This is a genomic window from Bradyrhizobium sp. KZN70725 (assembly GCF_055264925.1).
On record NZ_JBUYWT010000017.1, the window covers coordinates 44,760 to 66,576 of the forward strand.

The following is a 21,817-nucleotide window of genomic DNA, read 5'->3' on the forward strand; positions in this document are numbered from 1 at the left end:
GACGGGCCCCGGACGGTTTCCAAGACGGATCGGACGCCTGTCGGACACGAAAAAAGCTGGCCACGCGGGCGAGGGGCTTCGCAGCGATGGCGTATGGGGGAATCTATTTGGCCGATGAGTTCATCCTCGAAACCAGCGGATTGACCAAGGAATTCGCGGGTTTCTTCGCCGTTCGCGACGTCGCGTTGAAAGTGCGTCGGGGCAGTATCCATGCGTTGATCGGGCCGAACGGCGCCGGCAAGACGACCTGTTTCAATCTGCTGACCAAATTCCTGAAGCCGTCGGCAGGCCAGATTCGCTACAAGGGCCACGACATCACCGCGATGCCGCCGGCCGACGTGGCGCGCCTCGGGCTGGTCCGTTCGTTTCAGATTTCGGCGGTATTTCCGCATCTGACCGCGCTCGAGAACGTTCGCGTGGCGCTGCAGCGGCAGCACGGTTCGTCGTTCGATTTCTGGCGCTCGAAAAGCGTGCTCGACCGCTTCAATCCGCGCGCCCACGAGCTCCTGAACGACGTCGGCTTGAGCGAATTCGCCAATACGCCGGCGGTCGAGATGCCGTACGGCCGCAAGCGCGCACTTGAAATTGCAACGACGCTCGCGCTCGACCCCGAGATGATGCTGCTCGACGAGCCGATGGCCGGCATGGGCCACGAGGACATCGACAAGATCGCGGCGCTGATCAAGCGGATCTCCGCGAAATACACCATCCTGATGGTCGAACATAACCTCTCGGTGGTGGCCAACCTCTCCGACATCATCACCGTGCTGACGCGCGGGCAGGTGCTGGCGGAGGGCAACTACGCCGACCTCTCCAAGGACGAGCGCGTGAAGGAAGCCTATCTGGGAGCGGGTCATGGCTGAGGCAAAACTGGCGGAGAAGCCCGTCGCTGCGGCCGGCGCCGACGTGCTGACGGTCAAGGATCTGCAGGCCTGGTACGGCGAATCCCACATCCTTCACGGCATCAATTTCAACGTGAAGGCCGGCGAGGTGGTGACGCTGCTCGGCCGCAACGGCGCCGGCAAGACCACCACGTTGAAGTCGGTGATGGGCGTCATCAACAAGCGCTCCGGCTCGATCCGCTTCGACAATCAGGAAATCATCCGCGCTACCTCGGACAGGATCGCGCGGCTCGGCATCGCATTCTGTCCCGAGGAGCGCGGCATTTTCGCCAGCCTCGACGTGCGCGAGAACCTGCTGCTGCCGCCGGTGGTGCGGCCGGGCGGCCTGCCGCTCGACCAGATCTTCACGCTGTTTCCCAACCTGAAGGAGCGCCTCACCAGCCAGGGCACCAAGCTCTCGGGCGGCGAGCAGCAGATGCTGGCGATTGCGCGCATCCTGCGCACCGGCGCGCGCTTCCTGATGCTGGACGAGCCGACCGAAGGGTTGGCGCCGGTCATCATCCAGCAGATCGGGCACACCATTGCGCGCCTGAAGTCGCAGGGATTCACGATCCTGTTGGTCGAGCAGAATTTCCGTTTCGCCTCGACCGTTGCGGACCGCTATTACATTGTCGAGCACGGCAAGGTGATCGACGGCTTCGCGAATTCGGAGCTGTCGGCCAACATGGACAAGCTCCATACCTATCTCGGCGTCTGATATCGCCAGAACCAGAAAATTTAGGACGAGGGAATACGACATGAAGAACAAGATTTCGGCGCTCTTGCTCGGCACCGCGATGGTGCTGTCCGCCGCAAGCGTCGCCTCCGCCCAGGAAAAGCTCGACAAGACGGTCAAGATCGGCGCGCTGTCGGACCAGTCCGGCCTCTACGCGGATCTCGCCGGCCCCGGCTCGACGCTGGCGGCGCAGATGGCGATCGAGGACTCCGGCCTCAAGGCCAAGGGCTGGACCATCGACCTGATCTCCGGCGATCACCAGAACAAGCCCGATATCGGCACCACCATCGCCCGCCAGTGGTTCGACGTCGACAAGGTCGACACCATCGTCGACGTGCCGAATTCCGGCGTCGCGCTCGCGGTCAACAACGTCGTGAAGGAAAAGAACGGCGTCTACATCAATTCGGGCGCCGCCACCTCGGATCTCACCAACGCGCAGTGCTCGCCGAATACCGTGCACTGGACCTACGACACCTACATGCTCGCCCACGCCACCGGCCAGGCGCTGGTGAAGGCGGGCGGGGACACCTGGTTCTTCCTCACCGCGGATTACGCGTTCGGCGCCGCGCTCGAGCGCGACACCACATCCGTCGTCACCGCCAATGGCGGCAAGGTGGTCGGCGGCGTCAAGCATCCGCTCAACACCGCTGACTTCTCCTCCTTCCTGCTGCAGGCGCAGGCCTCCAAGGCCAAGATCATCGGTCTCGCCAATGCCGGCGGCGACACCACCAACTCGATCAAGCAGGCGGCCGAGTTCGGCATCGTCAAGGGCGGCCAGAAGCTCGCGGCGCTGCTGCTGTTCCTCACCGACGTCAAGGCGATCGGGCTCGAGACTGCGCAGGGCCTCAACTTCACCGAGACGTTCTACTGGGACCTCAACGACAAGACCCGCGCCTTCTCCAAGCGCTTCTCGGAGCGGATGAAGAACAGCGCGCCGCCGACCATGGTGCAGGCCGGCGTCTATGCGGGCCTCATGCATTACTTCAAGGCGCTGGAAGCGCTCGGCGGCAATCCGCATGACGGCGCCAAGGTGGTCGCGAAGATGAAGACGATCCCGACCGACGATCCGCTGTTCGGCAAGGGCGAGGTCGAGCCCAACGGCCGCGTCACCCACGACGCCTACCTGTTCGAAGTGAAGAAGCCTTCGGAGTCCAAGGGACCGTGGGACTTCTACAAGCTGGTCGGCACCGTGCCGGGCAACCAGGCCTTCACGCCGCTCGACAAGAGCGCCTGCGCGCTTCTGAAGAAGTGACGATCATGCCCGCCGGCCATGCGCGTGGCCGGCGGGCTTCATCTATCTAGCGAAAGCTCATTCGATGCAGGCTCTCTACGCACAGCTTCTGGTGGGACTGATCAACGGCTCGTTCTACGCGCTGCTCAGTCTGGGGCTCGCCGTCATCTTCGGCATGCTCAACATCATCAATTTCGCGCATGGCGCGCTCTACATGATGGGCGCCTTCGTGGCGTATTTCCTGCTCAACCTGGGCGGCATCAATTACTGGTGGGCGCTGATCATCGCACCCGTCGTGGTCGGCATCTTCGGCATGATCCTCGAGCGGACCATGCTGCAATGGCTGACCGGCCTCGATCATCTCTACGGATTGCTGCTGACCTTCGGCATCGCGCTGATCGTGCAGGGCGTGTTCCAGAACTATTTCGGCTCCTCGGGCCTGCCTTACTCGATCCCCGATCAGCTCAAGGGCGGCGTCAATCTCGGCTTCATGTTCCTGCCGATCTATCGTGGCTGGGTCGTCATCTTCTCGCTCGTGGTGTGCCTTGCGACCTGGTTCCTGATCGAGAAGACGCAGCTCGGCGCCTACCTGCGCGCCGCGACCGAGAACCCGACGCTGGTGCGCGCGTTCGGCATCAACGTGCCGCGCATGATCACGCTGACCTACGGGCTCGGCGTCGGTCTTGCCGCGCTTGCCGGCGTGCTGTCGGCGCCGATCAACCAGGTCCGTCCGCTGATGGGCGCCGATCTCATCATTGTGGTGTTCGCGGTGGTCGTGATCGGCGGCATGGGCTCGATCATGGGCTCGATCATCACCGGCTTCGCGCTAGGCGTGATCGAGGGACTGACCAAGTATTTTTATCCCGAGGCCTCCAACACCGTGGTGTTTGTCCTGATGGTGGTGGTGTTGCTGGTGAAGCCAACGGGACTGACGGGACGGGCGGCTTGATATGTCAGCATTGACCGACGATACACTTCCGATCACGCCGCGCGCGATGCGCGACGAGATGATCGTATTCGCCGCGATGGCGCTGCTGCTGGCGATCGTGCCGTGGACGGGGATCTATCCGTTCTTCGTCATGCAGGCGCTGTGCTTCGCGCTGCTCGCCTGCGCCTTCAACCTCCTGATCGGCTATGGCGGCCTGCTGTCGTTCGGCCACGCGATGTTCCTCGGCACCGCCGGCTACGTCTCGGCCCACGCGCTGAAGGTGTGGGGGCTGACGCCGGAGCTCGGCATCCTGGTCGGCACCGCGGCCGCGGCCTTGCTCGGCCTGGTCACCGGCTACATCTCGATCAAGCGGCAGGGCATCTATTTCTCGATGATCACGCTGGCGCTGTCGCAGCTGCTTTACTTCCTCTATTTGCAGGCGCCGTTCACCCATGGTGAAGACGGCATCCAGGGCATTCCGCAAGGCCACCTGCTCGGCATCTTCGATCTCTCGAAGCCGCTGGTGCTTTACTATGTCGTGCTGGTCGGCTTCCTCGCCGGGTTCCTGCTGATCTACCGCACCATCAACTCGCCGTTCGGCGAGGTGCTGAAGTCGATCCGCGAAAACGAGCCGCGGGCGATTTCGCTTGGCTACAAGACCGACCAGTACAAGCTGCTCGCCTTCATCCTGTCGGGCACGCTGGCGGGCTTTGCCGGCTCGCTGAAGGTGTTCGTGGCGCAGAATGCCTCGCTCACCGACGTGCACTGGTCGATGTCCGGTGAAATCGTGCTGATGACGCTGGTCGGCGGTCTCGGCACCATCTTCGGCCCGGTGGTCGGCGCCTTCGTGATCATCGCCATGCAGCAATATCTCGCCGGTTTCGGCCAGTGGGTGACGGTGATCCAGGGCGTGATCTTCGTGGCCTGCGTGCTGCTGTTCCGGCGTGGCCTGGTCGGTGAGCTGGCCCATTTGTTGCGGCGGTCGCTGTAGGGCAGGTCCCGGCGACTTTCGGCCGACATAGCGGTGGACGACCGCCCGCTCGGGCGGTCGACCCCGATGCTTTCCCCGCCAGATGCTCTATGACAGTTCTGTGACAGTCGCTAAAAGGGCTGTCCCGGAATGATGGAACTGAGACATGCTGCGCTGGTTTCGCGCCTTCCTGCCCAAGGAAGAGCGGTTTTTCGACCTGTTCGCCCGACACGCCCGGACCTCCGTGCAATGCGCATTGGCGTTGCAGGACATGCTGAAGGGCGGGGAGGAGACTCCGGTCTTTTGCCAGCGCGTCAATCAGTTCGAGAACGACGCCGATAGCGTCACCCGCGAGGTCCTGACCGCGGTTCGCCGCACCTTCATCACCCCGTTCGATCGTGGCGATATCAAGAACCTGATCACCTCGATGGACGACGCGGTCGACCAGATGCAGGCGACCGCAAAGGCGGTCATGCTGTTCGAGGTGCGCGAGTTCGAGCCGCCGATGCGCGAGATGGGCGGCCTGATCGTCGAATGCGCCAATCTGGTCGGCCGCGCGCTGCCCCTGTTGCAGTCGATCGGCCACAACGTCTCGATGCTGACCCAGATCACCGAGGAACTGACCAAGCTCGAGGGCCGGGTCGACGATCTCCAGGATATCGGGCTCAAGGAGCTGTTCCTGAAGCACCGCGACGCCAACACGATGGACTACATCGTCGGCGCGGAGATCTACGACCATCTCGAGAAAGTGGCCGACCGTTTCGACGACGTGGCGAACGAGATCAACTCGATCGTGATCGAGCAAGTCTGAGCATGATCCGGAAAAGTGTGATGCGGTTTTCCCTGCGACAAACACGAAGCGTTTGCGCGGCGATCATGCTCAACAAAGCACAATAGGGCAGGGCCATCACGTGGACGCCACGCTGGGTCTTCCGATTCTGACCATCCTGATCGCGGTCGCGCTGCTGTTCGACTTCCTGAACGGCCTGCACGATGCCGCGAACTCGATCGCGACCATCGTCTCGACCCGCGTGCTGCGGCCGCAATATGCGGTGGTCTGGGCGGCGTTCTTCAACTTCGTCGCGTTCCTCGTGTTCGGCCTGCACGTTGCCAACACGATCGGCACCGGGATCATCGAGCCGTCGGTGGTGGATGCGACCGTGATCTTCGCAGCATTGGTCGGCGCGATCGTCTGGAACGTGATCACCTGGGCGCTGGGCATTCCGTCGTCGAGCTCGCACGCGCTGATCGGCGGCCTGGTCGGCGCCGGCATGGCGAAGGCGGGGATTTCGGCGGCGGTGTGGAGCGGGCTCTCCAAGACCTTGCTCGCGATCGTGCTGTCGCCGCTGGTCGGCTTCCTGCTGGCGCTGGTGCTGGTCGCGATCGTGTCCTGGCTCTCGGTGCGCTCGACGCCGTTCGCGGTCGATCGCGCATTCCGCATCCTGCAATTCGCCTCGGCGTCGCTCTATTCGCTCGGCCATGGCGGCAACGACGCGCAAAAGACCATGGGCATCATCGCCGTGCTGCTCTATTCGCAGGGCCATCTCGGCGACACCTTCGAAATTCCGTTCTGGGTGGTGCTGGCCTGCCAGGGCGCGATGGCGCTGGGTACCCTGATGGGCGGCTGGCGGATCGTCCGCACCATGGGGCTGCGGATCACCAAGCTGACGCCGATGCAGGGTTTCTGCGCCGAAACCGGCGGCGCCGTGACGCTGTTCATGGCGACCTATCTCGGGGTTCCCGTATCGACCACGCACACCATCACGGGCGCCATCGTCGGCGTCGGCGCCGCACGGCGGCTTTCCGCCGTGCGCTGGAATGTGGCGAGCTCGATCGTCTACGCCTGGGTGATCACGATCCCGGCGTCGGCCGCGGTCGCAGCCGCGAGCTATTGGGCGGTGCAGATTCTGAAGTAGCGTTTTCGAGCGAAGTGGAAGCCGGTTCGCGTTAAGAAAACGCGTCCCAAAAAGGAGTAATCAGCCGACCAGCTTCAGCCCGACGATGCCGGCAACGATCAGTCCGATGCTGGCAAGCCGCATCGCGGTCGCGGGTTCGCCGAGCAGGATGATGCCGAGCGCCGCGGTGCCGACCGCGCCGATCCCGGTCCAGACCGCATAGGCGGTTCCAATCGGCAGCGTCTTCAGCGCGAGGCCGAGCAGGATCACGCTGCCGGCCATCGCCGCCAGCGTCAGCACCGACGGCACCAGCCGCGAGAAACCTTCGGTATATTTCAGCCCGATCGCCCAGCCGATCTCGAGCAGGCCAGCGGTGAACAGAATGGTCCAAGCCATCACGAACCCTCCAGATAAGGCAGGGTCGTCCCCGCGAATGGTATGGTGAGGAGAAGGTCGTCCTTCCGGTGCCCATATGGGGATGGTGCGGGCGTTCCGCATTGCGACAAAACGCCCTTGATTGCGCCCGTTTTCCCTGCCAAATGCCCCGCCATGTCCGACATTTCAGTTTCAGCCGAATCGCCGTCCCGCTCGCCGCTTTCAGAGGAAGTGGCGCGACGGCGTACCTTCGCGATCATCTCGCACCCGGACGCCGGCAAGACCACGCTGACGGAAAAGCTGCTGCTGTTCGGGGGCGCCATCAATCTCGCGGGCCAGGTCAAGGCCAAGGGCGAGCGGCGCAACACGCGCTCGGACTGGATGAAGATCGAGCGCGAGCGCGGCATCTCGGTCGTCACCTCGGTGATGACCTTCGAGTTCAACGACCTCGTGTTCAACCTCTTGGACACGCCGGGCCACGAGGACTTTTCGGAAGATACCTATCGCACGCTGACCGCGGTCGATTCCGCTGTGATGGTGATCGACGCGGCGAAAGGCATCGAGGCGCGCACGCGAAAGCTGTTCGAGGTGTGCCGGCTGCGTGACATCCCGATCATCACCTTCATTAACAAGATGGACCGCGAGAGCCGCGACACGTTCGAGCTTCTGGACGAGATCGAGAAGACGCTGGCGCTCGACACGACGCCGATGACCTGGCCGGTCGGCCGTGGCCGCGACTTCCTCGGCACCTATGACGTCGTCAATGGCGGCGTGCGGCTACTCGAGGGCGGCGGCGCCAAGACCGGCGCCACCGAGCAGATCGACATCGCCGATCTCGGCAAGCGCAATCCCAATCTCGACGTCGCCGAGGTCAAGGACGAGCTCGCGCTGGCCTCGGAAGCCTGCAAGCCGTTCGAGCTCGCGGCGTTCCGCGAGGGCCACCTGACGCCGGTCTATTTCGGCAGCGCGCTGCGCAATTTCGGCGTCGGCGATTTGCTCGAAGGCCTCGGCAAGTTCGCGCCGGCGCCGCGCGCGCAGGACTCGGATTTGCGCAAGGTCGAGGCATCGGAGCCGCGCATGAGCGCATTCGTGTTCAAGATCCAGGCCAACATGGATCCGAACCACCGTGACCGCATCGCCTTCGCCCGGCTGTGCTCGGGCAAGCTCAGCCGCGGCATGAAGGCCAAGCTGGTACGCACCGGCAAAAACATGAGCCTGTCGAGCCCGCAGTTCTTTTTCGCGCAGGACCGCTCGGTCGCCGACGAGGCCTTTGCCGGTGACGTCGTCGGCATTCCCAACCACGGCACGCTCAGGATAGGCGACACCCTGACCGAGGGCGAGGATCTGACCTTCGTCGGCGTACCGAGCTTCGCGCCGGAAATCGTCCGCCGCGTCCGGCTGACCGATGCGATGAAGGCGAAGAAGCTGAAGGAAGCCTTGCAGCAGATGTCGGAGGAGGGCGTCGTGCAGGTGTTCCGCCCGCGCGACGGCGCGCCCGCGCTGGTCGGCGTGGTCGGCCCGCTGCAGCTCGATGTGTTGAAGGCGCGGCTCGATGCGGAATATTCGCTGCCGGTCGAGTTCGAGATCAGCGAATTTTCGCTGGCGCGCTGGATCTCGTCCGACGACCGCAAGCAGCTTGACGCCTTCATCTCCGCCAACAATTCCGGCATCGCCGACGACGTCGACGGCGATCCCGTGTTCATGGCCAAGAACGAGTTCTATCTTGGCTACACCCGCGAGCGCGCCGAGGGCATCACCTTCTCCAACGTCAAGGACGTGAAGAAGAAGGCGTAGTGGCGCTCGCTCCTGTGTCGTCCCTCGGCTCGATCGGGGACCCTGTACGCGGCGGCTTCTCCGTTACTCGCTACGGTTCTCGGCGGGGAGGTGACTGCCGAAAAAGTCGATCAGGCTCTGCGGCGCGTTAGCGCCGTAGCACAACTCGAGGAGCTCCTCCGCATCAGCCGCTTCGGACGCGCTGCGGGGAAACAGGTCCTTTTCATAGGCGGCGAGCGCGGCCTCGACGTCACCTGGGTTGGCAGCGATCGCCGCGCCGAGTTCGGCACCGTCGTACATTGCGAGATTGGCGCCTTCGCCCGATGGAACCATCAGATGCGCTGCATCGCCGAGCAGCGTGACGCCGGGCACGTGGTCCCATTGATGTGCGACCGGAAGCGCATGGATGAGGCGCAGCACCGGCGCCGTCTCGCCATCGGTGATCAGCGCGGTCAGCGCCCGGGCCCAGCCATCGAATTCCTCGGCGACGCGGGCGAGGGCGCTCGCAGGGTTGGAGAAGTCGAGGTTGGCAAACCATTCCTCACGCTTGGTCAGCGCCACATAGGTGTGCAGCACGCCGTTCGGCTCACGATGCGCGGCGATGCCCTTTCCCGGCGCCAGCGCGAACATGGCGCCGCCGCCAACCGCTTCCGCGCTCGCTCGGTGACGGACATCGGCGTCGAACAGATATGTCTCGATGAACGAAGTGCCGACATAGGTCGGCTTGTCTGCGGAGAGAAGCGATCGCACGCGCGACCAGGCACCGTCGGCCCCGACCAGAAGGTCGGTCGTCACCGTCGTGCCGTCGGCAAAGCTCAATACATGCCGCCCGCCGCCGAGCGGTGAGGCCGCTATGACCTTGTGTCCCCACCGCACCGTGCCTTCGGGCAACGAATTGAGCAGGATCCGGCGCAGCTCGCCCCGCGGCACCTCGGGGCGCCCGCCCGTGCCGTCATCCGGATGATGCAGCAGGACATTGCCTTGGGTATCGAGCGCGCGGGTTTCCTGGCCGCCGGGGTGGATCAGCTCGCGGAACTCCTCAAACAGGCCTGCGGCCTTCAGCGCGCGTTGGCCGTTGTGCTCATGGATATCGAGCATGCCGCCCTGCGTTCGTGCCTCTGCGGAGGCCTCCGCTTCGTAGACGATCGCTGCGATCCCGTGGACGTGGAGGACGCGGGCAAGCGTCAGGCCGCCGAGGCCGGCACCGACGATCGTGACGGGAGATTTCATGCGGAGTCCTTCCGGGCTGAGAGTTATGGAACGTCGTTCCAATACTTGGAATGCCGTTCCAGACGTGTCAAGGTGCGGCATGGTCAAGAAGGCGCGCAGCAGCCAGCGACGCGAGGACTCGCTCTCGCGGGATCGCATCATCGAGGCTTCGATCGAGCTCCTGGACGAAAGCGGCGAGGACGGTCTGACGTTCCGCGCCCTGTCCGAACGGCTCGCGACCGGTCCCGGCGCGATCTACTGGCATATCGCCAACAAGAGTGATCTGCTGGTCGCCGCCTGCGACGCCATTGTCGCGCGTATGGTGGATGCGCACGCGGTCAGCGGATCGCCGAAGGCCACCATTCGCGCCCTTGCGCTCGGCATGTTCGACGCAATGGAGGCGCATGCGTGGGTCGGGACAGCGCTGATCCGTGCTGCCGGGCAGTTGCCGACCGTGCGCGTTCTGGAATGCATCGGCCAGCAGGTTCGCGCGCTTGGCGTGGCTGCCGACACGCAGTGGACGATCGTCTCGGTCCTGCTGAACTACATCCTTGGCGTCGGTGGCCAGAACGCAGCCAACGCGCAGTTCGCGCGGACGCATGGCCTGGACCGATCGAGCTTCCTGGATGCGGTGGCGACCGACTGGTCCGCGCTCGACGCAAGCGACTACCCGTTTGCACGCAGCGTGGCCGGCGCGATGCGGGACCACGACGACCGTGTCGACTATCTCGCCGGCATCGATCTCATCCTCGCCGGTATCAAGGGGACACGAACCGGCCGAACCTAGGTTTTAGTATTGACAAGCGCGAGGAATTGAACGCCGCCCCGCTTGATGCGGTCCGGCCGCGGACCCATTTTCTCCGGAGTGCAATCCGGGTCCGCCTGCATGCTCCGACGCGTCGCCATCTGCCTCGCTTTTGCCGTGCCGGCCTTTGCGCTCGTGAGCGCGGCCTCTGCGCAGCAGCGGCAACAAACCAACCCGGCGCCCTTCGCACACACGCCTTGCAGCGTGCTCGACGAAGGGCCTTGCATCCCGTCCTATTGCAGCGTGTTCAACCACGGGCCATGCCTGCCCGAGATGGATTATCCGTACGGCGAAAATCTCCAGCTCACGATCCTGACCGTGCCACCGCAGGATCAGGCCGAGAAGTACCGCAAGCCGGATCATGATCTCAATACCATCGGCGATCTGTTCGCCGCGCTGCGCGCCTGCTGGGCGCCGCCACCGCCGGACGACGCGCGCGCGGGCATGCAGATGTCGGTGCGATTCAGCTTCAAACGATCGGGCGAGATGATCGGCGCGCCGCGCCTGACGTTTTCGACGCGGGGCATCCCGGCCGACACCCGCACCACCTACCTCAATGCGATCAACGCCTCGCTGGATGCCTGCCTGCCGCTGAAATTCACCGGCGGATTGGGCGGCGCGCTGGCCGGCCGGCCGATCATGATCCGCTATGTCGACAACCGGGAGCTGGCCAAATCGGCCGGCAAGCCGTGAGACACGTCATTCCGGGGCGCGCTGCAAGCGCGAACCCGGAATCCCGGGATTGGCTTGCGCGCCCGGCAACCTCGAGATTCCGGGTCCGGCCCTGCGGGCCATCCCGGAATGACGGAGTCGTGTCGTGACGCATTGCCACCCGCCCGGCGAAGGTGATACGCGAAGGCATTAGTTCGATCAGGGGAGGAACATCGTGGGACTGCTCGTCATGATCCTGGGTCTCGTGCTGTTCCTCGGCGTCCATGTGCTGTCAAGCCTGCGCGAGATGCGCGCCGGCCTGATCAAGGCGATGGGCGAGGGCGGCTACAAGATCGCCTATTCGCTCGCCTCCGCGGCCGGGCTCGTGCTGATCATCTGGGGCTTTGCGCATTATCGCGCGAGCGGATGGATCGACGTCTGGACCCCGCCGACGGCGCTCAAGCACATCACGGTCGCGCTGATGCTGCCCGCCGTCATCCTCGTCGTCGCCTCCTATATCCGCGGCCGCATCTACACCACGCTGAAGCATCCGATGCTCGCCGGCGTGAAGCTGTGGGCGTTCGCGCATCTGCTCGCCAACGGCGACCTCGGCTCGATCATCCTGTTCGGCTCGTTTCTCGGCTGGGCGGTCTATGACCGCATCTCGCTGAAGCGCCGCACGGATGCTGGCGCGCCGCCGATTCCGGTGGGCGGCCCAACCAACGACCTGATCGCGATCGCGGTCGGTGTCATCGTCTATCTGGCGCTGGCGTTTGCGTTCCACCCGGTCGTGATCGGCGTGCCTGTCATGGGAGCCTGACTATGTCTGTTCAATCCGCCATCAAGCGCAAGACCGCGCCCGATCTCCGCGCCCGCAAGAACGGCGAGCCGATCGTGATGCTGACGTCCTATCATGCGCACACCGCGGCGCTGGTCGACCGTCATTGCGACGCCATCCTGGTCGGCGATTCCCTCGGCAACGTCATGCATGGCTTCGAGACCACCGTGCCGGTCACGCTCGACATGATGATCCTGCAAGGCCGCGCGGTGATGCGCGGCTCGCAAGCTGCGCTCGTCGTGGTGGACATGCCGTTCGGCTCCTATGAGGGTTCGAAGGAGCAGGCGTTTCAATCCGCGGTGCGGATCATGAAGGAGACGCTGTGCGGCGCGGTCAAGCTCGAGGGCGGCGCGCGGATGGCGGAGACGGTGGCGTTCCTGTCCGAGCGCGGCATTCCGGTGATGGGCCATATCGGTCTGACGCCGCAGTCGATCAACACGCTTGGCTCGTTCCGCGCGCAGGGCCGCGAGGAAGAGAACTGGGCGCCGATCGAGAACGACGCCAGGGCGATCGCGGAGGCGGGCGCGTTCTCGATCGTGGTCGAGGCGGTCGCCGAGCCGCTGGCGCGCAAGATCACGCAGTCGATCGCGGTGCCGACCATCGGCATCGGCGCCAGCGCTGCCTGCGACGGCCAGGTGCTGGTGCTGGAGGACATGCTCGGCCTGTCGCCGCGGGCGCCGAAATTCGTGCGCCGCTACGGCAATCTCGGGCCGATGATCGAGGAGGCGATCGCCGGCTATGCGCGCGACGTGAAGAGCCGCGCCTTCCCGGGGCCGGAGCACGTCTACGGCATGAAGAAGAGCTGACCGGGCGCGCATGGACTGGTCGCAGCACGCAATTCCGCCGATGCGGCTCGAGCCGCGGTTCGGCGACCGCGTCGTGCCGGCTTTCCCGGAGCGGCCCGGCAGCCTTTGGGCGATGATCGCGGACGCCGTTGCGCAGAACGGCGACGGCGAGGCGCTGGTCTGCGGCGCGACGCGCCTGAGCTGGCGCGAGGTCGCGGAGAAATCGGCAAAGGTCGCGGCGGGCTTTGCAAGACTCGGCCTTGCGCCCGGCGACCGCGTCGCGATCCTGCTCGGCAACCGCATCGAATTCGTGCTGACGATGTTCGCCGCCGCGCATGCCGGGTTGGTCACGGTGCTGCTCTCGACGCGCCAGCAGAAGCCCGAGATCGCCTATGTGCTGAACGATTGCGGCGCGACGCTTCTGGTCCATGAGGCCACGCTCGCCGACCGCATCCCTGATGCGGCCGATGTTCCCGGCCTCAAGCATCGCATCTCGGTCAGCGACGACGGCGCGTCGCAATTCGCCGGTCTCGTCGACAACGTTGCGGCCCGGGCGCCGGCACAGGTGAGGGAAGAGGACACCGCGATGATCCTCTACACATCGGGCACCACGGGCCGGCCCAAGGGCGCCATGCTCGCCCATTGCAACATCATCCACTCCTCGATGGTGTTCGTGTCGTGCCTGAAGCTGACCAAGTCGGATCGCTCGATCGCCGCGGTGCCGCTCGCGCATGTTACCGGCGCGGTCGCCAACATCACCACCATGGCACGCTGCGCCGGCGCGCTGATCATTATGCCGGAGTTCAAGGCCTCGGAATATCTGAAGGTCGCGGCGCGCGAGCGCGTCAGCTACACGGTGATGGTGCCGGCGATGTACAATCTCTGCCTGATGCAGCCGGATTTCGACAGCTACGATCTGTCGAGCTGGCGGATCGGCGGCTTCGGCGGCGCGCCGATGCCGGTCGCAACCATCGAAAAACTCGACGCCAAGATTCCCGGGCTGAAGCTTGCGAATTGCTACGGCGCGACCGAGACCACGTCGCCCTCGACGCTGATGCCGGGCGAACTGACCGCCGCCCATATCGACAGCGTCGGTTTGCCGTGCCCCGGTGCCGAGATCATCGTGATGGGCGCTGACGGCCGCGAACTGCCGCGCGGCGAGATCGGCGAGCTCTGGATCCGCAGCGCCTCGGTCATCAAGGGTTACTGGAACAATCCGAAGGCGACAGCGGAGAGTTTTACGGCCGGCTTCTGGCATTCCGGCGATCTCGGCTCGATCGACGCGGCAAACTTCGTCCGTGTGTTCGATCGCCAGAAGGACATGATCAACCGCGGCGGCCTGAAGATCTATTCCGCCGAGGTCGAGTCTGTTCTGGCCGGCCATCCCGCCGTGGTCGAGAGCGCGATCATCGCCAAGCCGTGCCCGGTGCTCGGCGAGCGCGTGCACGCCGTGATCGTGACCCGCACGGACGTGAATGCAGAGAGCCTGCGCGCCTGGTGCGCCGAGCGGCTCTCCGACTACAAGGTGCCGGAGACCATGGCGCTGACATCAGAGCCGCTGCCGCGCAACGCCAACGGCAAGGTGATCAAGCGCCAGATCAGGGAGAGCCTGTCCGCGATAGGCACCTAGCGAGGCGTGGACGTACCATCCGCGAATTCGGTCGACCTCTCCCGCTTGCGGGGGTCGAGACGAGCGAAGCTCGCTCTTAGGTCGGCACGTGCAGCGCGGGCTGGGGGCCTGTTGCGGCAAGTCGCAAACGTCCCCCGTTAACGCTTTGATCCGCCTCGCTTTGCCTTGCCTCCGCCACACCATTAGGGTAACGCCGCCGCGATGTGGGGATCGGGTAGGGCTGGGCCCCACCGATAGCAGCGGTCCCGAGGGGATGGGATAGCCTTAAGTGTCTGAATTATTTGACGAAGTCGACGAGGAAGTCCGTCGCGATCAGCTCAAGAAGCTGTGGGACAAGTACTCGCTCTTTATCATCGCCCTGGCGATCCTGATCGTTGCGGGCGTCGGTGGCTGGCGCGGCTACCAGTATCTTGAGGCCAAGAAGGCCGCCGAGGCCGGTGCGGCGTTCGACCGTGCCGTCGAATTGTCCGATCAGAACAAGCACGCCGAGGCCGAGGCTGCGTTCGCCGCTCTCATCACCAAGGCACCGTCCGGCTACCGCAATCTGGCGCGGCTGCGCATGGCCGCCGAGGTCGCGACCCGCGATCAGCCGGCTGCCGCGAAGCTCTATGACGAGATCGCAGCCGACCGCAGCGTCGGCGGTCCCGAGCAGGACCTGGCGCGGATCCGCGCCGCGCAGCTCGCGATGGAAACCACCACCTATCCGAATATGCTGCAACGGCTCGAGGCCACGGCAACGGCGAAGGACTCGACGTTCCGTCACTCCGCCCGCGAGCTGCTGGCGCTGTCGGCCTGGCGCGCCAACGATGCCACCGCCGCGCGGCAGTGGCTCGACCAGATTGCCAATGACGGTGAGACGCCGCCGAGCCTGCGCTCGCGTGCCGAAGCGCTGCAGGCCTTGTTGCCGCCGGTCGCGAAGAGCTGACTTGGCGCGAAACCCGAGTTTGAGTGAGAGATCGACCATGCGCCGCTCGCAACGCCTGATCGCAGCCGCAGTTCTGACAGCGCTTTGCAGCGTGCTGGCGGGGTGCGGCGGTGGCGGCATGTCCAATTTCGATCCGAGCGACCTGCTCGACTTCCTTGACACCAAGAAGAAGCTGGCCGGCGACCGCAAGCCGGTATTCCCCGAAGGCGTGCCCGGCCTCGAGCAGGGTGTGCCGAAGGAATTGTACAAGGGCTCGCAGCAGGAACAGCTCGATCAGCAGAACGCCGCGGCAGCCGCTGCCGCCCAGCCGGCCCCGCCGCCCGAGCCGCCGAAGGGCGCGAAGAAGCACGCCAAGGGCAGGGCGGCGCCGGCCGCGGATCAGGCGGCTGCTCCCGATGCCGCAGCCGAGGAGGGCGCGCCCGCCGCGCTGCCGCCGGAGCCGAAGCCGAAGAAGATCGTCCGCCGCCGCACCACCGCGCCGCCCGCCGACGACCAGCAGGCACAGCCCGCGGCGCCGGCCCAGCAGACCCAGACCACGCAACAATCCGGCGGCGCCTTCCCCGCACCGCTACCGAGCGGCGGATTTAGCCGGTAGAGCATGATCCGGAAAAGTGCGAAGCGGTTTTCCGAAAAGATCATGCTAAAACAAGAATCTAAGGCGCGATGACGATTCAATCCGATCTCATCGCGCTTTAGGCTCCTGCTTCAATTCATTGACGCGCGCCGCAACGCGGCGCCTGGTGATCCATGTCTTTTACCATCGCCATTGTCGGCCGGCCCAATGTCGGAAAGTCGACGCTGTTCAACCGGCTGGTCGGCCAGAAGCTCGCGCTCGTCGACGACGAGCCCGGCGTGACGCGTGACCGTCGCGAGGGTCAGGCCAGGCTCTACGACCTCGACTTCACCATCATCGACACCGCGGGCCTGGACGAAGGCGCCAAGGGTTCGCTGACGGCGCGGATGCAGGAGCAGACCGAAACCGCGATCGAGCTCGCCGACGCCTTGATGTTCGTGATCGACGCCCGCGTCGGCCTGACGCCGACCGACCGTGCCTTCGCCGACTTCGCGCGAAAGGCCAACAAGCCGGTGGTGCTGGTCGCCAACAAGGCCGAGGGCAAGCATGGCGAGATCGGCGCGATGGAGTCCTACGCGCTCGGGCTCGGCGATCCCGTCCAGATCTCGGCCGAGCATGGCGAGGGCATGGGCGACCTCCACGAGGCGCTGAGCGCGCTGGTGCCGGAGACACCGGAGGAGGAAGACGACGAGCTTGAGGACGATGAGGACATCTCGGAGGAGGAGGCCGCGCAGCGCCCGATCCGTGTCGCCATCGTCGGCCGGCCGAATGCCGGCAAGTCGACGCTGATCAACCATCTGCTGGGCGAGGAGCGGCTGCTGACCAGCCCCGAGGCCGGCACCACGCGCGATTCCATTGCGGTCGAGATCACCTGGCAGGGCCGCCAGTTCCGGGTGTTCGACACCGCCGGCCTGCGCCGCCGCTCGCGGATCGAGGAGAAACTGGAGAAGCTCTCGGTGGCCGACGCGTTGCGCGCGGTGCGCTTTGCCGAAGTCGTCGTGATGATGATGGACGCGCAGAACAAGTTCGAGGAGCAGGACCTGCGCATCGCCGACCTGGTCGAGCGCGAAGGCCGCGCCATCGTGCTCGCGGTCAACAAATGGGACCTGGTCGAGCGCAAGCCCAACCAGATCTCGCAACTGCGCACCGATGCCGACCACTGGCTGCCGCAGGTCAAGGGCGCGCCGATCGTCGCCGTCTCCGGCCTGATGGGCGAAGGCATCGACCGCCTGATGACGGCGATCCAGGAGGCCTACGCGGTCTGGAACCGGCGCTTGCCGACCTCGGCGCTCAATCGCTGGTTCGAGCAGGCGATCCAGGCCAACCCGCCGCCGGCGGTTTCGGGCCGCAGGCTGAAGCTGAACTACATCACGCAAGTGAAGGCGCGCCCGCCGAGCTTCGTGCTGTTCTGCTCGCGCGCCGACGCGATCCCGCGATCCTATCTGCGCTACCTCATCAACTCGCTGCGCGAGACCTTCGATCTGCCGGGCACGCCGATCCGGATCACGCTGCGCGAGAAGGCCAATCCGTTCGCCCACAAGCGCAAACGGCCGTCGTGAGCGAAAGGTCGGAGGGTGACACGGTTGCTGTAGCGCAACCGCGCAGCGGCGCGGTGATCTTCATCTTCATCACGTTGCTGCTCGACATGCTCGCGCTCGGGATCATCATCCCGATCCTGCCCAAGCTGATCGAGGGCTTCGTCAACAACGACACCGCAAATGCGGCGCGCATCTTCGGCGTGTTCGGCTCGATCTGGGCCTTGATGCAGTTCGTCTGCTCGCCGATCCTCGGCGCGCTGTCCGATCGCTTCGGCCGCCGGCCGGTGGTTCTGCTGTCGAATTTCGGCCTCGCCGCCGACTATGTGCTGATGGCGCTGGCGCCGAACCTGATCTGGCTGTTCATCGGGCGGGCGATCTCGGGCATCACCTCGTCGAGCATCTCGACCGTGTTCGCCTATATCGCCGACGTCACCGCGCCGGAGCAGCGCGCCGCGATGTTCGGCAAGATTGGCGTCGCCTTCGGCGCCGGCTTCATCCTCGGACCGGCGCTCGGCGGCCTGCTCGGCGAGATCGATCCGCGGCTGCCGTTCTGGGCGGCGGCGGGTTTGAGCTTCGTCAACGGGCTGTATGGCCTGTTCATCCTGCCGGAATCGCTGCCCGTGGAGCGGCGCGCGCCGTTCAAATGGAAGAGCGCCAATCCGATCGGCGCGCTGCATTTCCTGCGCTCGAACCGGACGCTCGCCGGCCTGTCGCTGGCGACGTTCTTCGGCCAGCTCGCGCATGTCGTGCTGCCCTCAGTGTTCGTGCTCTACGCCACCTATCGCTATGGCTGGGACACCGGCACCGTCGGCGCGACGCTGGCGCTGGTCGGGCTCTGCGGCATGATCGTGCAGGGCGCGGCGATCGGCCCGATCGTGCAGCGCCTCGGCGAGCGCAACGCGCTGTTCCTCGGCCTCGTCTGCGGCGCCTTGGGCTTCGTGATCTTCGGCGCCGCGCCGACCGGCCAGCTGTTCTGGATCGGCATTCCCGTGATGGCGCTGTGGGGCCTCTCGGGCGCTGCGACGCAGGCGCTGACGACGCAGCTCGTCGCCGCCGATCAACAGGGCCAGTTGCAGGGCGCGACTTCAAGCGTGCAGAGCATGTCGGAATTGATCGGCCCGTTCCTGTTCACGCTGACGTTTGCGTATTTCATCGGCGATACCGTGCCGGTGAAGATGCCCGGCGCGCCGTTCTATCTGGCCGGCGCGCTGCTGCTGCTCGCGCTCGCCATCGCCTGGCGCACGACGGCGGCAAAGAGAGCGTAGGGCGGGCCGCCGACGGATCCACCACGAGACGCTCTATTCCGTCGCCGGCACCGAATGGTGCTCGTGCGTGACGCGCCACTCGCCGTCGACCTTGCGCAATCCGATCGTCAGCCTGAACTGGAACGTGGCATCAGGTGGCCCGCACCGCATCACCGCGACCGCGAAGGCCACATCATCGCCGGCCGTGATCGCGATCTCCTCGACATCGAAGGCGTAGGATGGGCGGTGATACCTGAAGAACAAGTCCCACGTCTTCCGGTATTCATCCAATCCGCGTGACTGCAATGGCGGCGGAACGTCGAACATCACGATGTCCTGATCGTGATGGGCGAAGATGCCGGGATAGTCGCGTCGGCGGACGGCGTCCGTCCAGGCGTCGATGAGCGCCCTGATTTCGGTTTCCGCTTTCTGTTTCTGCTGTGTCATCGCTCGCGTGCTCCGAATGCTGGCTGATGCTTCGAGGACGAATGCGAGCGCGCCGATCCGACACGATGATGTGTCCGGCCGCACCGGGCGGATTGCGTCATATTGTCCATTTACAAACCATCCGGTTGGTTTGTATAGGAGCTGATACGGATGAAGACGCGCCTCGCTCCGGGGCGCGCTGCCAGGAGCAGCATGGTGACCGACGAGGCCGTTGATATCTGCGATGAATTGACCCGCTTCAGCGCCGCGCAGGCGGCGCTGCTGACGTCGCGCGGCCTTGTCTACCTGACCGACCTGAAACTCGATGGCGGCAGGCACGGGACGATCGTCGCGGCGAGTTATGCCGACGCGCAGGCCGTCGCACGCGCACGCGGTCGAGGGGAACGGGTCGTCGGCCGAATGGCCTACGGCTTCCTTCATGGCCTGCTGCAAAAGGTTCGCTTGTGCGCGTGAGCGATCGGATAGGTCGAAGACCGATTCCCGAGATTGACGCGTCTTCCGAGGGCGACACCGCCATTCCGGGGACGCCGTTCGCGCTGCCTCGCAGCGCTTGAGATTGACCGAAGCCGCTGAGATACTGTGATCTCAAGCGACTCCTTCCTGAGTACACCATGGATAATCCTTCCCGTTCGGAACGCTCCCGCAACGCCGCACTCGACGCCGCGATCACCATCGTGACGCGCGATGGTCCGGGGCGCCTGACGCTGGACGCGATTGCGCGCGAGAGCGGTCTCAGCAAGGGCGGCGTGATGCATCAGTTCCGTACCAAGGAAGCGGTGCTGCGCGCCTTGCTCGAGCAGCAGATGGCGCATTTCGAGGAATTCTCGAACCGCTACATCGAAAAGGTACGCGGGACCACGGACCAGCCCGAGCTGTCGGCGCAGATCGCGACGCTCCGGGAGGCGATCTCAACGCCGCGGGCAGGGGCGTTCGCACTGCTGGCGGCGATGAACGAGAACCCCGAATTGATGGCGATGCCGCGCGATGTCGACATCAAGAAGGTCGCGCTGATGAAGGCCGAGGCGAGGGATCCGGATCTCGCGCTGCTGCGCTGGGCGGCGGCGCGGGGGCTGCTGCTCAGTTCGTTGTTCGGCATGTTGTCGCTGACCGAGGCCGAGCGCGATCGTCTGTTCGAGCGCTTGCTCGACGACAGCAAGTGGACCGCGATGGAGCAGGGCGCGACGGAGGCAGCAAAGCCAGCCAAGACAACGGCGGCGCGTACGGCATCTTCGCCTCCGGCCGGCGCGCGCGCGGCAAAGCCGGCATCGGAGCGCAAGCGCGGCTGAATTTCCGGCGCTGCCGAAAGCGCAACGCCGCCCAAGCGGAATATGGATCGCTTGGCGGCGTTGGATCGGCACCGGGCCCCTGAAATCCCCCGGCGATTTCTGCCGTACCACACGAGATGTCGCGGGTTTGTGACAACGCGCGGCCGCCATTCGCGAAGCCGCCTCGCCAGCTAACACGACATTTCGACCGCCGCATTTTTCCGACGCGTTTCCTGCGATTGCAATTTTACAAACCAACTGGTCGGTTTTATGGTTGATCGCACTGAGGCAAGGTCTGGCGGTGCCGCGACGGCGAGTCAAACCAGTGACGGCCGCAGCCGTACTTTCAGCCCCGGACGCGGCTGCGGCCGAGCTGCTTTTCCGCCCAGGTCGGATGAGGAGATTGGAATGGAGAGCTCGATCGCCGCGCGCGGTCTGGGAGCGATGGCGCTTTGCGTCCTCGCGGGAGGATGTGCCGCCGTCACGCCGGTGGCCTATTCGGAGGTGGCATCGTCGGCCTACATGACGCCGGACACGTCCGATTCTTCGGGGCGTGTGCCGTATCGCTATGCGCCGCCGGTCGACTGGCGCAGCTACAACAAGGTGATGATCGATCCGGTCGTGATCTATCGCGGCGCGGATCATCAGTTCGGCGACATGTCCGAGAAGGACAAGCAGACGCTCGCCGCCTACATGCAGACCCGCTTCGCCGACAAACTGCGCGGCCGCTTCACGCTGGTGAACACGCGCGGGCCGAACACGTTCCGCCTGCGGCTGACGCTGACCGGCGCGGTCGCCAACACGCCGGTGCTCGGCACGCTGTCGCGCTTCGATCTGGCGGGCGCGGTCTACAACGGCGTGCAGGCCGCGCGCGACGGCGAGGGCACGATGACGGGCTCCGTGATCTATGCCGTCGAGATGTTCGACAGCTCGACCTCGCGCCTGCTCGGCGCCCATGTCAGCAAGCAATATCCCAACGCCTACGACATCAAGGCCAGCGTCGGCGATCTCGCCGCGGCCACCGCCGGCATCGACAAGGGTGCCGATGCCTTCATGGCGCAATTGAAGTGAGGCGCGCCGCGCGCGTCCGCAAACCATCCCGACGCTGAAAGGTCCT

Annotated in this window: 23 protein-coding genes; 20 read left to right on the top strand and 3 right to left on the bottom strand. The window is 65.2% G+C overall.

The genetic code is table 11. The features are described from left to right. Positions 1–107: 107 nt before the first annotated feature. The 7 genes from ACZBJS_RS18330 to ACZBJS_RS18360 all read left to right on the top strand — a co-directional run bounded on the left by ACZBJS_RS18330 (position 108) and on the right by ACZBJS_RS18360 (position 6,662). A complete protein-coding gene (locus ACZBJS_RS18330) occupies positions 108–863 on the top strand; it encodes an ABC transporter ATP-binding protein (protein WP_016839877.1) in 756 nt (251 codons plus the stop codon). Beyond that, positions 856–1,599 (top strand): ABC transporter ATP-binding protein, encoded by a 744-nt coding sequence (locus ACZBJS_RS18335; protein ID WP_038383662.1) that lies wholly within the window; start codon positions 856–858, stop codon positions 1,597–1,599. The genes ACZBJS_RS18330 and ACZBJS_RS18335 overlap by 8 nt, the downstream gene beginning before the upstream one ends. 40 nt (positions 1,600–1,639) lie before the next feature. After that, positions 1,640–2,869 carry an ABC transporter substrate-binding protein gene (locus ACZBJS_RS18340; protein ID WP_141342302.1) on the top strand — a complete coding sequence of 410 codons (1,230 nt, stop codon included), beginning with the start codon at positions 1,640–1,642 and terminating at the stop codon, positions 2,867–2,869. A 64-nt stretch (positions 2,870–2,933) separates the two neighbouring features. Then, complete coding sequence (locus tag ACZBJS_RS18345) at positions 2,934–3,797, top strand: branched-chain amino acid ABC transporter permease (protein ID WP_016839880.1); 864 nt, start codon at positions 2,934–2,936, stop codon at positions 3,795–3,797. 1 nt (position 3,798) lies between these two features. Next, complete coding sequence (locus tag ACZBJS_RS18350; RefSeq protein WP_057019845.1) at positions 3,799–4,767, top strand: branched-chain amino acid ABC transporter permease; 969 nt, start codon at positions 3,799–3,801, stop codon at positions 4,765–4,767. Between the two features lie 145 nt (positions 4,768–4,912). Continuing rightward, the gene (locus ACZBJS_RS18355) at positions 4,913–5,557 is read left to right on the top strand and encodes a DUF47 domain-containing protein (RefSeq protein WP_057019846.1); all 645 of its coding nucleotides are present in this window, start codon (positions 4,913–4,915) and stop codon (positions 5,555–5,557) included. A gap of 100 nt (positions 5,558–5,657) precedes the next feature. Next, on the top strand, positions 5,658–6,662 hold the full coding sequence (locus ACZBJS_RS18360) for an inorganic phosphate transporter (protein ID WP_141342303.1): 1,005 nt from the start codon (positions 5,658–5,660) through the stop codon (positions 6,660–6,662). Between the two features lie 60 nt (positions 6,663–6,722). On the opposite strand, the gene sugE is transcribed toward ACZBJS_RS18360, so the two are convergent. After that, positions 6,723–7,037 carry a quaternary ammonium compound efflux SMR transporter SugE gene (gene sugE / locus ACZBJS_RS18365; protein ID WP_016839884.1) on the bottom strand — a complete coding sequence of 105 codons (315 nt, stop codon included), beginning with the start codon at positions 7,035–7,037 and terminating at the stop codon, positions 6,723–6,725. 153 nt (positions 7,038–7,190) lie between these two features. Between sugE and ACZBJS_RS18370 the strand changes: the two genes are divergently transcribed. Next, positions 7,191–8,810 carry a peptide chain release factor 3 gene (locus ACZBJS_RS18370; RefSeq protein ID WP_028335130.1) on the top strand — a complete coding sequence of 540 codons (1,620 nt, stop codon included), beginning with the start codon at positions 7,191–7,193 and terminating at the stop codon, positions 8,808–8,810. 63 nt (positions 8,811–8,873) lie between these two features. Here the strand turns inward: ACZBJS_RS18370 and ACZBJS_RS18375 are convergent, their stop codons facing one another. Continuing rightward, a complete protein-coding gene (locus tag ACZBJS_RS18375; RefSeq protein ID WP_456785639.1) occupies positions 8,874–10,019 on the bottom strand; it encodes an FAD-dependent oxidoreductase in 1,146 nt (381 codons plus the stop codon). Between the two features lie 79 nt (positions 10,020–10,098). Between ACZBJS_RS18375 and ACZBJS_RS18380 the strand changes: the two genes are divergently transcribed. The 9 genes from ACZBJS_RS18380 (at position 10,099) to ACZBJS_RS18420 (ending at position 19,009) form a co-directional block, all read left to right on the top strand. After that, a complete protein-coding gene (locus tag ACZBJS_RS18380) occupies positions 10,099–10,785 on the top strand; it encodes a TetR/AcrR family transcriptional regulator (RefSeq protein ID WP_168855622.1) in 687 nt (228 codons plus the stop codon). Positions 10,786–10,884: 99 nt separating this feature from the next. Then, the gene (locus ACZBJS_RS18385) at positions 10,885–11,496 is read left to right on the top strand and encodes a hypothetical protein (protein ID WP_463438961.1); all 612 of its coding nucleotides are present in this window, start codon (positions 10,885–10,887) and stop codon (positions 11,494–11,496) included. 193 nt (positions 11,497–11,689) lie between these two features. Continuing rightward, entirely contained in the window at positions 11,690–12,274 is a 585-nt protein-coding gene (locus ACZBJS_RS18390; protein WP_057019851.1) for an NnrU family protein, read from the top strand. Between the two features lie 2 nt (positions 12,275–12,276). After that, positions 12,277–13,098 (top strand): 3-methyl-2-oxobutanoate hydroxymethyltransferase, encoded by an 822-nt coding sequence (panB, locus tag ACZBJS_RS18395; protein WP_018271260.1) that lies wholly within the window; start codon positions 12,277–12,279, stop codon positions 13,096–13,098. A gap of 10 nt (positions 13,099–13,108) precedes the next feature. Next, the gene (locus tag ACZBJS_RS18400) at positions 13,109–14,707 is read left to right on the top strand and encodes a class I adenylate-forming enzyme family protein (protein WP_316396185.1); all 1,599 of its coding nucleotides are present in this window, start codon (positions 13,109–13,111) and stop codon (positions 14,705–14,707) included. A 268-nt stretch (positions 14,708–14,975) separates the two neighbouring features. Continuing rightward, positions 14,976–15,632, top strand: a complete 657-nt coding sequence (locus ACZBJS_RS18405) for a tetratricopeptide repeat protein (protein ID WP_028335134.1) — start codon at positions 14,976–14,978, stop codon at positions 15,630–15,632. A 37-nt stretch (positions 15,633–15,669) separates the two neighbouring features. After that, a complete protein-coding gene (locus ACZBJS_RS18410; RefSeq protein ID WP_076831906.1) occupies positions 15,670–16,227 on the top strand; it encodes a hypothetical protein in 558 nt (185 codons plus the stop codon). A 152-nt stretch (positions 16,228–16,379) separates the two neighbouring features. Next, positions 16,380–17,765, top strand: coding sequence for a ribosome biogenesis GTPase Der (gene der / locus ACZBJS_RS18415; RefSeq protein WP_463438962.1), 1,386 nt, complete (start codon positions 16,380–16,382; stop codon positions 17,763–17,765). Continuing rightward, a complete protein-coding gene (locus ACZBJS_RS18420; RefSeq protein ID WP_057019856.1) occupies positions 17,762–19,009 on the top strand; it encodes an MFS transporter in 1,248 nt (415 codons plus the stop codon). Before der ends, ACZBJS_RS18420 begins: the two co-directional genes overlap by 4 nt. A gap of 33 nt (positions 19,010–19,042) precedes the next feature. Here ACZBJS_RS18420 and ACZBJS_RS18425 read toward each other — a convergent pair whose 3' ends face one another. Then, positions 19,043–19,435 (bottom strand): nuclear transport factor 2 family protein, encoded by a 393-nt coding sequence (locus ACZBJS_RS18425; RefSeq protein WP_141343241.1) that lies wholly within the window; start codon positions 19,433–19,435, stop codon positions 19,043–19,045. A gap of 150 nt (positions 19,436–19,585) precedes the next feature. Between ACZBJS_RS18425 and ACZBJS_RS18430 the strand changes: the two genes are divergently transcribed. The 3 genes from ACZBJS_RS18430 (at position 19,586) to ACZBJS_RS18440 (ending at position 21,771) form a co-directional block, all read left to right on the top strand. Further along, complete coding sequence (locus ACZBJS_RS18430; protein ID WP_463438963.1) at positions 19,586–19,888, top strand: hypothetical protein; 303 nt, start codon at positions 19,586–19,588, stop codon at positions 19,886–19,888. 158 nt (positions 19,889–20,046) lie between these two features. Continuing rightward, positions 20,047–20,721 carry a TetR/AcrR family transcriptional regulator gene (locus ACZBJS_RS18435; protein WP_283061833.1) on the top strand — a complete coding sequence of 225 codons (675 nt, stop codon included), beginning with the start codon at positions 20,047–20,049 and terminating at the stop codon, positions 20,719–20,721. A 387-nt stretch (positions 20,722–21,108) separates the two neighbouring features. Continuing rightward, positions 21,109–21,771, top strand: a complete 663-nt coding sequence (locus ACZBJS_RS18440; RefSeq protein WP_463438964.1) for a DUF3313 domain-containing protein — start codon at positions 21,109–21,111, stop codon at positions 21,769–21,771. The last annotated feature ends 46 nt before the right edge of the window (positions 21,772–21,817 follow it).

What these genes read in the sequence shown, in the direction of transcription:
- ACZBJS_RS18410 (WP_076831906.1), top strand. Translation starts at nt 15,670, where the DNA reads ATGCGCCGCTCGCAACGCCTGATCGCAGCCGCAGTTCTGACAGCGCTT.
- panB (WP_018271260.1), top strand. Translation starts at nt 12,277, where the DNA reads ATGTCTGTTCAATCCGCCATCAAGCGCAAGACCGCGCCCGATCTCCGC.
- ACZBJS_RS18380 (WP_168855622.1), top strand. Translation starts at nt 10,099, where the DNA reads ATGGTCAAGAAGGCGCGCAGCAGCCAGCGACGCGAGGACTCGCTCTCG.
- sugE (WP_016839884.1), bottom strand. Translation starts at nt 7,037, where the DNA reads ATGGCTTGGACCATTCTGTTCACCGCTGGCCTGCTCGAGATCGGCTGG.
- ACZBJS_RS18385 (WP_463438961.1), top strand. Translation starts at nt 10,885, where the DNA reads ATGCTCCGACGCGTCGCCATCTGCCTCGCTTTTGCCGTGCCGGCCTTT.
- ACZBJS_RS18430 (WP_463438963.1), top strand. Translation starts at nt 19,586, where the DNA reads ATGAAGACGCGCCTCGCTCCGGGGCGCGCTGCCAGGAGCAGCATGGTG.
- ACZBJS_RS18440 (WP_463438964.1), top strand. Translation starts at nt 21,109, where the DNA reads ATGGAGAGCTCGATCGCCGCGCGCGGTCTGGGAGCGATGGCGCTTTGC.
- ACZBJS_RS18425 (WP_141343241.1), bottom strand. Translation starts at nt 19,435, where the DNA reads ATGACACAGCAGAAACAGAAAGCGGAAACCGAAATCAGGGCGCTCATC.
- ACZBJS_RS18435 (WP_283061833.1), top strand. Translation starts at nt 20,047, where the DNA reads ATGGATAATCCTTCCCGTTCGGAACGCTCCCGCAACGCCGCACTCGAC.
- ACZBJS_RS18370 (WP_028335130.1), top strand. Translation starts at nt 7,191, where the DNA reads ATGTCCGACATTTCAGTTTCAGCCGAATCGCCGTCCCGCTCGCCGCTT.
- ACZBJS_RS18340 (WP_141342302.1), top strand. Translation starts at nt 1,640, where the DNA reads ATGAAGAACAAGATTTCGGCGCTCTTGCTCGGCACCGCGATGGTGCTG.
- ACZBJS_RS18400 (WP_316396185.1), top strand. Translation starts at nt 13,109, where the DNA reads ATGGACTGGTCGCAGCACGCAATTCCGCCGATGCGGCTCGAGCCGCGG.
- ACZBJS_RS18345 (WP_016839880.1), top strand. Translation starts at nt 2,934, where the DNA reads ATGCAGGCTCTCTACGCACAGCTTCTGGTGGGACTGATCAACGGCTCG.
- der (WP_463438962.1), top strand. Translation starts at nt 16,380, where the DNA reads ATGTCTTTTACCATCGCCATTGTCGGCCGGCCCAATGTCGGAAAGTCG.
- ACZBJS_RS18335 (WP_038383662.1), top strand. Translation starts at nt 856, where the DNA reads ATGGCTGAGGCAAAACTGGCGGAGAAGCCCGTCGCTGCGGCCGGCGCC.
- ACZBJS_RS18350 (WP_057019845.1), top strand. Translation starts at nt 3,799, where the DNA reads ATGTCAGCATTGACCGACGATACACTTCCGATCACGCCGCGCGCGATG.
- ACZBJS_RS18375 (WP_456785639.1), bottom strand. Translation starts at nt 10,019, where the DNA reads ATGAAATCTCCCGTCACGATCGTCGGTGCCGGCCTCGGCGGCCTGACG.
- ACZBJS_RS18355 (WP_057019846.1), top strand. Translation starts at nt 4,913, where the DNA reads ATGCTGCGCTGGTTTCGCGCCTTCCTGCCCAAGGAAGAGCGGTTTTTC.